General features: G+C 45.9%; 11 protein-coding genes. 2 read left to right on the top strand and 9 right to left on the bottom strand.

The window, feature by feature from the left end; translation table 11 throughout:
- Positions 1 to 33: 33 nt before the first annotated feature.
- A complete protein-coding gene (locus A2X74_RS08875; protein ID WP_299765343.1) occupies positions 34 to 1248 on the bottom strand; it encodes an MFS transporter in 1215 nt (404 codons plus the stop codon).
- 99 nt (positions 1249 to 1347) lie between these two features.
- Here A2X74_RS08875 and A2X74_RS08880 point away from each other — a divergent pair, with 99 nt between their 5' ends.
- A complete protein-coding gene (locus tag A2X74_RS08880; protein WP_293626845.1) occupies positions 1348 to 1842 on the top strand; it encodes a hypothetical protein in 495 nt (164 codons plus the stop codon).
- A gap of 72 nt (positions 1843 to 1914) precedes the next feature.
- A complete protein-coding gene (locus tag A2X74_RS08885; protein ID WP_293626843.1) occupies positions 1915 to 2070 on the top strand; it encodes a hypothetical protein in 156 nt (51 codons plus the stop codon).
- A gap of 98 nt (positions 2071 to 2168) precedes the next feature.
- Here A2X74_RS08885 and A2X74_RS08890 read toward each other — a convergent pair whose 3' ends face one another.
- The 8 genes from A2X74_RS08890 to hfq all read right to left on the bottom strand — a co-directional run bounded on the left by A2X74_RS08890 (position 2169) and on the right by hfq (position 11455).
- Positions 2169 to 2672 (bottom strand): hypothetical protein, encoded by a 504-nt coding sequence (locus A2X74_RS08890; protein WP_293626841.1) that lies wholly within the window; start codon positions 2670 to 2672, stop codon positions 2169 to 2171.
- 93 nt (positions 2673 to 2765) lie between these two features.
- Complete coding sequence (locus tag A2X74_RS08895; protein ID WP_293626839.1) at positions 2766 to 4979, bottom strand: malate synthase G; 2214 nt, start codon at positions 4977 to 4979, stop codon at positions 2766 to 2768.
- A gap of 60 nt (positions 4980 to 5039) precedes the next feature.
- Positions 5040 to 6380: an adenylosuccinate synthase gene (locus A2X74_RS08900; RefSeq protein WP_293626837.1), complete on the bottom strand. Its 1341-nt coding sequence runs from the start codon at positions 6378 to 6380 to the stop codon at positions 5040 to 5042.
- A gap of 49 nt (positions 6381 to 6429) precedes the next feature.
- Positions 6430 to 7593, bottom strand: a complete 1164-nt coding sequence (locus tag A2X74_RS08905) for an ATP phosphoribosyltransferase regulatory subunit (RefSeq protein ID WP_293626835.1) — start codon at positions 7591 to 7593, stop codon at positions 6430 to 6432.
- 18 nt (positions 7594 to 7611) lie between these two features.
- Positions 7612 to 8484 carry a protease modulator HflC gene (gene hflC / locus A2X74_RS08910; protein ID WP_293626833.1) on the bottom strand — a complete coding sequence of 291 codons (873 nt, stop codon included), beginning with the start codon at positions 8482 to 8484 and terminating at the stop codon, positions 7612 to 7614.
- Positions 8484 to 9986, bottom strand: a complete 1503-nt coding sequence (gene hflK / locus A2X74_RS08915; RefSeq protein ID WP_293626831.1) for an FtsH protease activity modulator HflK — start codon at positions 9984 to 9986, stop codon at positions 8484 to 8486. The genes hflC and hflK overlap by 1 nt, the downstream gene beginning before the upstream one ends.
- A complete protein-coding gene (hflX, locus tag A2X74_RS08920) occupies positions 9979 to 11253 on the bottom strand; it encodes a GTPase HflX (protein ID WP_293626829.1) in 1275 nt (424 codons plus the stop codon). The genes hflK and hflX overlap by 8 nt, the downstream gene beginning before the upstream one ends.
- Positions 11213 to 11455, bottom strand: a complete 243-nt coding sequence (hfq, locus tag A2X74_RS08925; RefSeq protein ID WP_114653200.1) for an RNA chaperone Hfq — start codon at positions 11453 to 11455, stop codon at positions 11213 to 11215. The genes hflX and hfq overlap by 41 nt, the downstream gene beginning before the upstream one ends.
- Positions 11456 to 11547: the final 92 nt, after the last annotated feature.

Consider the following 11547-nt stretch of genomic DNA (forward strand, 5'->3'; position numbering starts at 1 on the left):
ATCTCCAATCTCTCTTTTAAAAATGAATTAGGCTTATTTCGCCTGCTTATCAGTATGAATATATCCCACTAAGCAAAAGGTAAGCAAGCCGCACAGAGCTGCTCCATAGCCAACAAGGTTGTAATGCTCCATCTTCCCATCAACCCCAATAGTGACGACCATACCCGCAATAACCGAGGCTAGCCCAGATGCCAGCATCTGTACCGAACCCACGAGACTCATGAAGGTACCGCGGACTTTGGCTTCGACCACTTGACTCACAATGGCCATCGCCGGAATCATGCGTCCAGAAACGAGAACAAAAAAGGCGGTGGAGTTAATCAACACTACCCAAAGTGGTACCGGCATGAGGTTAGTTGTTACCACCAAAGGAATTAAGCTAATCACAGCAAGCACTCTGAATACCTTGACCTTACCGTAACGGTCAGCCATATGACCAATTACCCGAGAACTCATCAGTGTCGCAATACCGCCGCAAAGGTATATCAATGAAATGTAGGAGTTATCAATACCAACGTTCGAAGTTAAATAGAGTGCAATATAAGGAATAACAGAAAATCCAGTCAACATAATCAGAGCCATAAAGACAAATGCACGCAAGTGTTGATGAGCAAAGAAGATATTCCAGATTTGACTCAGGCGACTTCCCTCATGGGTCTGACCAAGATGTCCAGTGATCTTAGGAATATTGAGATAGCCCACGTACAAAATCAGGCCTGATATCAAAGCAATAAAGATAAATGGTGCACGCCAACCTAAGTATGGGATGTTGTTGGCTAGAAATAAACTTAGGGGAACTCCAGCTACTGTGGAAATTGAGAATGCTGACATCACAGTACCCAATGCCCTTCCTCTCCGCTCAAATGGAATTGAATCGGCGACGATTGTTTGAACCAATGAGCCTAGGATGCCACCAAAAGCCCCTGCAAATGCTCGAGCAATAAAGAGTGAATGGTAATCGGGAGCTAAGCCGCAAACCAAGGTAGCAATAATGAAGCAGGCATACAAACTCAGAAGTAGAACTCGTCTTTCAAAACGATCTACAAAGTAGGTAGCAAAAATGCCGGCAATGGCTGCTGCAAAAGTATATGAAGAGAGCAGTAGGCCGAACTCATGTGTATTGATATTGAGTTCTCGAATGAATTCAGGACCCAAAGGCATCATGATCATGAAGTCCAGGATATGTGTGAACTGAATTCCGGCCAGAGAGAATAAGAAAAATTGCTCTTTCTTTTTTCCGCCTGGCATACGATGCTCGACCAAAGGGGTTTCTTTACATGAAATTAGAGATGTGCCATTATCAACCCACCAAGAAATCAATGCCTGAGCCCACTTAATATAAGCCCCATGAACAACACTATCACCGCCCTAATAGATTTTCCTTTTGCACTACTAGCTCGGGATACTGTCTGGGGAATCGCTTGTCTGATTGTCATACTGATATTCCATGGCAGCGCCATTAACCATGTCTATATGCGCTTTGAGCGGCTCACTCGCCAAAATCTAGCTGTACATCAATACAACCGGGTTTTCTTTCATTTCTATGCAACCTTCGTATTTCTTGCCTTAATTCACTTGTTAGAAATTCTCTTTTGGGCGGTCTTCATTCTTTTCCTTGGAATCATGGCAACCCCCCTTGCCGCAATCCTCCTGGCAGGCAGCTGCTATACAACTGTGGGTTTTGAGTCTGATACCTTGATTAATGGCTGGAAAACCTTTGCCTTCTTCATTTCGCTCAGCGGCCTATTTTCATTGGCGTGGACTACTTCAATCATGATTGGCATGACTACCGCCTATAAAAATGCCTGGGACCAAAAGTACCGTCATACCAGCTCGTACTAAATATTTTGAATTAATTGCTGCAATGCAGGAAGATCGGGTGTATCATTAGGGTTAACCCTTAAGGAGCTCACCATGGCGCATGCAAAATCAGTACAGTTTCATCAAGCACCCACCTTTAGTTTGAAGCCTTTAGTGGCAGTTAAGAACTTCTTTGCCATATTGGCAGCCGCATTTGTCGAAGCTAAAGCAATGGAATACAAAACACGTAAAACTAGCGGAAATTGGTAATTTATTACTGATTTAGCCTGTTTTTTGACCATTTTTGGTCATTTTTGAGAAATACGCCTCTGAATTTTCAGGGGCTTTTTCTTTTCCAGCCCAAGTGATTAGCGTTTAATGTAATAACCATAAACACAGCGCGAACCACCTCGCGAGGGGTTGTGCGTATCTTGAATTATTCCATCAACTACAGCGCTTAAGTGCTTGGAAACCTTCACAATTAATCTACCTTCAGGCAGCTCGCTAGCCAATAAATGAACCTGGCAGCCAGCCCCAATCTTCATCGTCGGAACCCAATCAAAGCCATGACCCAGAATATAGTCATGAAAGACATTGCGATGATTGCCGTTGCGTGGTGAAGAACCCTTCTCGGCAAGCCTTCTAGCCAACTTATCATTTCGGAGTTCCGCATAGGCTGCATTGGCAATACGAAGATCTTCATAGACCTGCATATATGGCAATTCTGCTGCAATCGCGATGGCGCGCACAACGCAGTCTCCAGCTCCACCCTTAAAGCCTGCCGCTTCCCTGCCCCCATCATTAAATTCAAAGCCCAGTGCTTGCCCACGAGTAGTGGCCAGTTTGGCAAAGGGATTTAAAAAACTAAACATGGGATGGCTGAGGCCTTAAATAAGCATTGAGTAAAAGAAAAATGGACTTGCCTTGCGACAAATCCATTTCTATTTGAGGCAAAAAATGAAGATTTAAGCGTGAGCCTTCTTCACTTCTAAGCGCCATGCATGAAGCAAAGGCTCCGTGTAGCCGTTGGGCTGCTCTAGACCTTTGAAAATGAGATCGCTTGCTGCTTTATAGGCATAAGAGTCTTTGTAATTTGGCATCATCGGCTGATACAAAGGATCACCAGCATTTTGGCCGTCAACTACTTTAGCCATACGCTGCAAAGTCTCATTTACTTGAGCTTCAGTGACAATGCCATGCAATAACCAGTTGGCGATATGCTGACTAGAAATACGCAATGTTGCACGATCTTCCATCAAGCCAACGTTGTGAATATCCGGCACTTTAGAACAACCAACACCTTGGTCAATCCAACGCACCACATAACCTAAGATACCTTGGCAATTGTTATCCAATTCTTGCTGAATCTCTTCTTTAGACCAGTTGGCTTTTTCTACTACCGGAATCGTCAATAAATCATTGATCAATGCCTCAGCTTCGGCAGCTGTATCTAACTGCTCCATCTCTTTTTGCAATTGCGCTACGTTGACCTGATGGTAGTGCAAGGCATGCAATGTTGCTGCGGTAGGTGAAGGTACCCAAGCAGTGTTTGCACCCGCCTTTGGATGAACAATCTTTTGCTCAACCATCGCCTTCATCAGGTCTGGCATTGCCCACATACCTTTACCAATTTGAGCGCGACCACGCAAGCCGCAATCTAAACCAGCCAGAACGTTACGACGCTCATAAGCAGACAACCACTTACTGGTCTTCATATCACCCTTACGCATCATTGGGCCTGCATGCATTGCTGTATGCATTTCGTCACCGGTGCGGTCTAAGAAGCCAGTATTAATAAAGGCTACGCGGGCACCAGCAGCTGCAATTGCCGCCTTGATATTGGCGCTCATACGACGCTCTTCATCCATGATGCCAAGCTTCACAGTGTCTGCAGGTAAGCCAAGTAACTTCTCAACACGGCCAAAGAGTTCGCCAGCAAAGGCAACTTCTTCAGGGCTGTGCATTTTTGGCTTAACAATATAAACAGAGCCTTTACGGGTATTGCCGATTGCTTGAGTTGCTGGGCGATTGATGTCGTACAAGGCAATTAGTACAGTAACTACTGCATCCAAGATGCCTTCATAAATCTCTTTACCATCGCCAGTAATGATCGCTGGATTAGTCATCAAGTGACCAACGTTACGAAGGAATAATAAAGAACGGCCATGCAAGGTGACTACGCCATCTTTTGCATCAACTGCACCAATGCCAGCCTTGTATTTGCGATCTGGATTGAGGGTGCGAGTAAAAGTTTTTCCACCTTTGTTCACTTCTTCAACCAAGGTGCCCTTGAGAATGCCTAACCAGTTTTCATAGGCAACAACTTTGTCGTCACCATCAACGGCAGCAATCGAATCTTCCAAGTCCAAAATAGTAGAAAGAGCGGCTTCGAGCACAACATCGTTGACGCCAGCAGCATCGCTTGCACCAATCGTTTTAGTCTTATCGATTTCGATATCAATGTGCACACCGTTATTGCGCAGGAGCACTGATGAAGGGGCAGCAGCATCGACTCGATAGCCAACAAATTGCTTTTCATCAGCAAGACCTGTTTTGCTGCCATCTTTAAGGCTAACAACTAACTTATTGCCATCAACAGTGTATGCAGTAGCGTCTGCATGGGATCCCTTGGCTAGCGGTGCAGCTTGATCTAAGAATTGACGAGCAAAAGCAACGACCTTAGCCCCACGAATTGGGTTGTAAGCACCTGCTTTAGTAGCGCCATCTTCTTCAGAGATAACGTCAGTACCGTAGAGCGCATCATACAAAGAGCCCCAACGCGCATTTGCGGCATTTAGTGCGTAACGTGCATTGAGGACTGGAACCACCAATTGTGGGCCAGCCTGGAGAGCTAGCTCATCATCAACATTCTTGGTAGTGCCTAAAACTTTTCCTGGCACTTCATCTAGATAGCCAATTTCCTTAAGATGCTTGCGATAAGCGGGCATATCTTTAATTGGACCAGGATTAGCCTGATGCCATTTATCTAAATCCACCTGTATGCGATCACGTTTTGCCAGTAATGCGTCATTTTTTGGAGTGAGGTCTTTAACGATCTCGTCAAAGCCCTTCCAAAAATCAGCACTCTTAATACCAGTACCAGGCAAAACTTGATCTTCAATAAAGCGATATAAGGGTGTAGCCACTTGTAGGCTATTGCATTGTGTACGTGCAGTCATCTATAAACTCCGGAGCAAATAGGTAAGTTAAATATATAAAAGTTAATTGCTAATAGCTTATTAACCTTTGAATGGATGTTGCAGAAGAATCGTTTCATCACGTTCTGGTCCTGTTGAGACCATAGCAATCGGCTTTCCTGCAACTTCCTCGATACGACGCAGGAACTTCTGTGCCTCTACTGGGAGTTTGTCCCATTCACGAATACCAAAAGTAGTTCCCTTCCAACCTGGGAAATCCTCATAAATCGGTTCACAGCGCGCAACGGCTTCAGCACCGCGCGGCAATACATCTAATTTTTGACCATCAAGCGTATAGCCAACACACAGACGAATAGTCTCAAAGCCATCCAATACATCTAACTTGGTGATACATAGGCCAGACAGACCATTGATTTGAATTGAGCGCTTGAGTGCGGCAGCGTCTAACCAACCGGTGCGGCGCGGGCGACCAGTAACAGAGCCGAACTCTTTACCGACTTCCGCCAAACGAATACCAACAGGATCTTGCTTAGCTGGATTATCAAAATCATACAACTCGCTTGGGAATGGGCCAGCACCAACACGTGTGCAATAGGCTTTAGTAATACCCAAGATGTATTGCAATGAATCTGGGCCAACGCCAGATCCAGCGGCTGCATTACCTGCTACGCAGTTGCTTGAAGTCACATACGGATAAGTGCCATGATCAATATCAAGCAAAGTACCTTGCGCACCTTCGAACAATAAATTTTGACCCGCCTGCTCTGCTGCATATAAAGCGCTAGAGACATCAACCACCATGGGCTTAATGCGCTCGGCATAGGACATGGCTTCTTCTAAAGTCTTTTGGAAGTCTACTGGTTCAGCGCCGTAGTAGTTGGTGAGCATGAAGTTGTGATATTCCAGGTTCTCACGCAATTGCGCTGCAAATTTTTCCGGGTAAAACAAATCTTGAACTCGTAAAGCGCGACGAGCTACTTTGTCTTCGTAAGCTGGTCCGATTCCACGACCGGTCGTACCAATCTTAGCGTTACCACGCTTTTTCTCACGAGCATGATCAATCGCTACGTGATATGGAAGGATCAATGTCGTTGCTTCAGAAATTTTTAAACGAGACTGCACATCTAATCCAGCACCCTCTAGCTCACTGATTTCTTTAAAGAGCGCTTCTGGAGAAAGCACTACACCATTGCCAATGTAGCAAATCACATTCTTATGCATGATTCCAGATGGAATCAAACGCAGAATAGTTTTCTTGTCTCCAATGATCAAGGTATGACCAGCATTATGTCCACCCTGAAAACGTACAACTGCTTGAGCATGATCAGTTAACCAATCTACTAGTTTGCCTTTGCCCTCATCACCCCATTGGGTGCCGATGACAACGACGTTACGACCATGAGCTTGTTGCTTTGAAGACATAATAAAATCCAAAAGGTAATTACAGAATTAGTACGTTATTAATGAAGCTTTATTTCTTTTTTACTTCCCATGAGCTGCCCTGCTTTACTAGCTCTCGATCACAAAGATATTCAGCGGTTTCTACGGCATCACCATTCATTGCCTGAATAACCACTTCACCAGCCTGACGCAGCTCAGCAATCTTGCTAGCTAAGCTTGCATCGACAATCCAGGGCGCTACGATGGCAGACTTTCTTTGCGCAGCAGGCGCTAGATTAGCCAGCGTCAATAAATCCATTGAAAAACCAGTGGCAGGACGAGGACGTCCAAATGCTTGACCAACGTGATCGTATCTACCACCACGAGCGATAGGTTGAGGCAACTTATCTACATAAGCTGCGAACATCACACCGCTGTGATATTGATAACCGCGTAAGTCTGCTAGATCAATACTAAGCTCAACATCATTGGGTAGTGCGGCAATTGAAGCAACTAGCTTTTCTAATTGAGCTAAGGCATCGTCAATGAGAGGGTGTTTCGGCAGTGCATTTTTAGCGCTCGCCATTACTTGCGCACAAGGGCCATTCAACTCAGTAAGCACCATCAAGGCTTCGGCTGATTTAGCGGGTAAAGCTTTAGCCCAAATCGCTAAACGAGGACGATCCTTACTTTGCAATAAGCCATAAAGAGTTTCGATATCACCCTTATCCAAGTTTTGCCCATCAAGAATGCCCTCGAGCACACCTGCATGAGAAAGATCTAGATACACTTTATTTAGACCAGCAACAGCCAGAGTCTGCAAGAGCAAGGTGACCGCCTCAAAGTCAGCCTCCCATCCTGCACAGCCATAAATCTCAGCGCCAATTTGCAACTCTTCACGAGCAGAGCTGCCAACAGGTGTACGAGCATGTGCAACTGAGCCTGCATAACAAAGACGGGTTACACCTTGGCGATTCAGTAAATGCGCATCAATTCGAGCAACTTGTGGAGTCATGTCAGCACGTAGACCCAATGTACGACCAGACAGCTGATCAACCAACTTAAAAGTTTGTAAGTTGAGGTCTGAACCCGTACCAGTGAGCAGTGAATCTAAAAACTCCAGAATCGGAGGGGCAACAAGCTCATAGCCATAAGACTGATACAAATCCAGAATGGCATGACGCAGAGACTCTACTTTTCGAGCCTCAGCCGGTAAAACATCAGCAATATCTTCAGGAAGCAACCAACGATTCATAATCTGAAATATTCACTCTCAATTTTTCTTGTGCAAGAACTTAAAGAACTCACCATTGGGCTCAACAACCATGACATCCTTCTTATCCTTGAAGGAGCTACGGTAAGCCTGAAGACTTTGGTAGAACTGTGCGAACTGTGGATCGCGTCCAAATGCCTCTGCGTATAGCGCAGTTGCTCTTGCATCACCAGAACCCTTAATCTTTTGCGCTTCACGATAAGCTTCAGCCAAAATGGTGTCACGTTGACGCTCGGCGTTTGCTCGAATCTTGTCAGACTCAGCAGCACCAGTTGAACGTAACTCGTTGGCGACGCGTTTACGCTCAGCTTCCATACGTCTGTATACAGAGTCGCTAATTTCAGCCAAGAGGTCAACACGCTTGAGGCGAACATCGACGATTTCAACGCCAATATCAGAAGCATCATCAGCTACTTTTTTACGAATGCCCTGCATTACCTGCTCGCGTTGATCCGAGATAATTTCTCTGACAGTTCGCTTGGTGAACTCTTCGTTTAGTGCTGAACGCACCAATTGCGTAAGGCGATCTTGCGCTAAACGTTCGTCACCTTTAAAGCTAACGAAGAATTTACGAGGATCAACAATTCGCCATTTGACGTAAGAATCAACTAGGAGGTTTTTCTTTTCAGAAGTAATAAAGCGCTCTGCTTCAGGGGTGTCAATCGTCAAAATGCGACGATCAAAGAAGCGTACATTTTCAAATGGTGCTGGGTATTTCAATTGCAGACCAGGCTGCTCAATCACCCTAACAATTTGCCCGAAAGCAAACACCACAGCAAAGTTGCGCTGATCAACTACAAAAATACTGGAAGCTAGCAAATACCCGAGAGCAATGAGGCCTGCAATAGCAGCTAAGAGACGATTTGCGTTCATTATCTTGCATCCCCTCTATCACGGCTTCTTAAGCCGTCGCGTTTTTCGGCAGCACCAATGCTCGGTGTATTACTTGAGCTTGGGCTAGTTGCGTTGTTACTAAATGGGGCGGCTGGGTTACCTGTCGCGCCACCCACTGTTACTGATCCGGTAGGCGTAGAAGATGAGGCCTGACCAGCAGCAACTTGTGCGCTTTCAGCGCTCACTTGCGCAATGATCTTATCTAAGGGTAGATAGAGCATGCTATTGCTCTTAGTGGTATCGACCAACACTTTGGAAACATTGTTGTACATCTCACGCATGCTATCTATGTACATACGGTCACGAGTCACACCAGGCGCCTTTGCATACTCAGTCAAGACTTGCTTAAAGCGATTCGCATCACCCTCTGCGGTTGCAACCACTCTAGCCTTATAACCTTCAGCCTCTTGAATGAGTCGATCAGCAGTACCCTTTGCGCGAGGAATGATGTCATTGGCGTATGCCTGACCTTCACTCTTAAGACGCTCTTGGTCTTGCCCTGCTTTTACAGCATCATCAAATGCTGCTTGTACTTGCTCTGGAGGTTGAACGTTTTGCACGGTCACACTCGTAACGTAGATACCCGTTTTGTAGCTATCTAGAATTTTTTGTATCGAGGCAGCCAAATCAATCGCAATCTTTTCACGACCTTCGTACAACACAGTATCCATCTTGCTACGCGCAACAATTTCACGGACTGCAGTTTCTGCAGCCTGGACTACAGTCATATCAGGATCACGATTATTAAATAAATAATCTGTTGGATCTTTTAAGCGGTACTGAACTGCAAAACGCACATCAATGATGTTTTCGTCTTCAGTCAGCATTGAGGTGTCTTTTTGATTAGTTGCTTTAATCAAAATTGAGCGCCCCACTTCTACAGAGCGGACTCCTGAGACATTGACAGTTTGCTCAGCCTGCACAGGCCAAGGCATGCGCCAGTTAATACCGGGACCAGCCGTGTAAGAGTACTTCCCGAAGGTAGTCACTACCCCAGACTGACCCTCTTGGATCATGTAAAAGCCACTCAAAAGCCATACTAATCCTACGCCACCAGCAATCAGAATCACACTAGATCTAGAGCCAAAGGGATTGCTGAAATTGAAATTAGGCGCACTCATGCCACCGCCACCGTTATTGCCACCACCATTACCACGCTGAGATGGAGGAGGAATATCGCTGCTATTTGGTTTATTTGCAGGCCTGTTAGATGAGCCCGGCTTTTTCTTGCCACCAAATAAACCACCTAGACGATCATTAAAGTCACGCCATAGCTCATCTAAGTCTGGAGGACCATCTGGTCGTGCAGGCCGATTCTGCGGTTGAGTTTCAACGGGCTTATCAGCCTCCGAATTGGCCGGATCGACTTTAGGGTTTTGGTCAGAGCTTTGACCCTCTTTCGCATCTTTAGATCCGCTACCTGGGTGACTATTGCCCCAGCCTGGATCATTGACCGAGAACAGCTCAAGAAATTTACGCATCGTTTGGTGAATATTTTCGGTTAGGAATAGGGTTAAATTCGGAAGTCTCTGGTCGTTCGGGTAAAGGAGCTAAAAACTCGTCTGGATCCATTTGGACCTTAGCGCGATTCTGCTCGACCCTTATTCTATCAGTCATTTGGGAGTATTCAGCCAGTGCTGAACGCAATAAATCAAGGCCAAGGCCAGTCTTGGCGGAAAGGAAAACCTGGCTCGGGATTCCCTCAGAATCTCGGACTAAGACAGCCCCTTCCGTAAAGGTCTGGGGCATCTGGTCAATCTTGTTCATGACCTCAATTCGAGGGATGTCATCGGCCCCAATCTCCCTCAAAACCGCCTCTACTTCAGCCTTTTGCTCCCTAGCTACGGGGCTGCAGGCGTCAATAACATGCAAAATCAAGTCCGCATGGATGGTTTCATCCAAAGTAGCCCTGAATGCCTCCACCAATTGATGGGGTAATTCACGGATAAAGCCGACCGTATCGGAGACCACAATAGACCCCACTCCATCCAAATGCACTTTCCGGGAGGTGGTATCTAGCGTCGCAAACAGCTGGTCGGCGGCATAAGTCCCTGCTTTTGTAAGGGCATTAAATAGCGTAGATTTACCCGCATTGGTATATCCAACTAAAGATACTGAAAAGACATCTTTGCGATTACGGGCTCTTCTTTGGGTTCTTTGCTGGCGCTGGAGCTTCTCCAACTCCGTTTCCAAGCGCTTAGCTTTGGTTGCCAACATACGTCTATCGAGCTCCATCTGGGTTTCGCCAGGGCCGCCACGAACACCAATACCGCCCCGTTGACGCTCCAGGTGGCTCCAAGCTCGCACCAATCTAGACATGCGATAACGTACTTGGGCTAGCTCTACCTGCGTTTTACCAATATGGCTTTGTGCTCTTTGGCTAAAGATATCCAAGATCAGGCCCGTACGGTCCATCACATGAAAACCAATATGACGCTCAAGGTTGCGTTGCTGAGTTGGGGATAAGGGATGGTTAAAGATGACTAATTCAGCACCTTGCTCTTCCATCACTTTTTTGACTTCATTTGCTTTGCCAGATCCAATAAATAAAGCGGGATCTGTTTTGCCCTTCCGAGCAATCACACTAGCAGTAGGTATAGAGCCGGCACTATCGGCAAGTAGGCTGAGTTCAGCCATGCTGTCCGCAAAATCCTCGCGGCCCGTATCAACCCCAACCAGAACGGCACGCGCCGCATCTACACCTGTTTTATACAGAGCTAACTTCTTCCGTACGGAACTCCACTGCACGTGCAGGGACGATTGTAGAAATGGCGTGCTTGTAGACCATCTGCGTTACGGTATTACGCAACAAGACTACATACTGATCAAATGATTCAATATTGCCTTGCAGCTTGATGCCATTAACAAGATAGATGGATACGGGGACATGCTCTTTGCGCAAGGCATTCAGAAATGGATCCTGTAGTAATTGGATTTTGCTGTTATTCATACTGCTCCTTATTGATTTTTATTCGCTGCTTCTTTTTTGGGAGTCTTGCTTTTTTATTAAATTCTCTACTGCACACTACTACTGTCTACCTC

The organism is Polynucleobacter sp. GWA2_45_21, from assembly GCF_001830325.1.
Taxonomy (GTDB): Bacteria; Pseudomonadota; Gammaproteobacteria; order Burkholderiales; family Burkholderiaceae; genus Polynucleobacter.

What these genes read in the sequence shown, in the direction of transcription:
- hfq (WP_114653200.1), bottom strand. Translation starts at nt 11,455, where the DNA reads ATGAATAACAGCAAAATCCAATTACTACAGGATCCATTTCTGAATGCC.
- A2X74_RS08880 (WP_293626845.1), top strand. Translation starts at nt 1,348, where the DNA reads ATGAACAACACTATCACCGCCCTAATAGATTTTCCTTTTGCACTACTA.
- A2X74_RS08905 (WP_293626835.1), bottom strand. Translation starts at nt 7,593, where the DNA reads ATGAATCGTTGGTTGCTTCCTGAAGATATTGCTGATGTTTTACCGGCT.
- A2X74_RS08900 (WP_293626837.1), bottom strand. Translation starts at nt 6,380, where the DNA reads ATGTCTTCAAAGCAACAAGCTCATGGTCGTAACGTCGTTGTCATCGGC.
- A2X74_RS08875 (WP_299765343.1), bottom strand. Translation starts at nt 1,248, where the DNA reads ATGCCAGGCGGAAAAAAGAAAGAGCAATTTTTCTTATTCTCTCTGGCC.
- hflC (WP_293626833.1), bottom strand. Translation starts at nt 8,484, where the DNA reads ATGAACGCAAATCGTCTCTTAGCTGCTATTGCAGGCCTCATTGCTCTC.
- A2X74_RS08895 (WP_293626839.1), bottom strand. Translation starts at nt 4,979, where the DNA reads ATGACTGCACGTACACAATGCAATAGCCTACAAGTGGCTACACCCTTA.
- A2X74_RS08885 (WP_293626843.1), top strand. Translation starts at nt 1,915, where the DNA reads ATGGCGCATGCAAAATCAGTACAGTTTCATCAAGCACCCACCTTTAGT.
- A2X74_RS08890 (WP_293626841.1), bottom strand. Translation starts at nt 2,672, where the DNA reads ATGTTTAGTTTTTTAAATCCCTTTGCCAAACTGGCCACTACTCGTGGG.
- hflK (WP_293626831.1), bottom strand. Translation starts at nt 9,986, where the DNA reads ATGCGTAAATTTCTTGAGCTGTTCTCGGTCAATGATCCAGGCTGGGGC.